1 protein-coding gene is annotated in these 253 nt (G+C 62.5%); it reads left to right on the top strand.

The features are described from left to right. A partial coding sequence (locus AC0L20_RS41395) for a hypothetical protein (RefSeq protein WP_473295894.1) occupies positions 1 to 253 on the top strand: 253 nt, incomplete at both ends.

Genomic DNA, 253 nt, shown 5'->3' with positions numbered 1-253 from the left:
CGCGGGCCGATATTGACCACGTGCTCCTGATGAACCTTAGCGCAAAGGCGCTGCAGGACTGGCTGAATGCTTTGCTGCACCGCACACCGCCGTCCGGGTTGCCCAGGAGCATTGCCATCGCCCAAGCCATACTTCATCAGCAAGGGCTTGCGGTCTGGCTGGGCATGGCGCCGCCCCACGAACAGATTCTGCATGCCGAACTGCTGGAACAGTACCGCCTCAGCGCCCCGCAGGAACGTGACTACCTTCACGG

The organism is Bradyrhizobium sp. Kon58, from assembly GCF_055807455.1.
The sequence above is the reverse complement of the archived record's forward strand: the minus strand, read 5'-3'. Positions and strand labels throughout refer to the sequence as shown.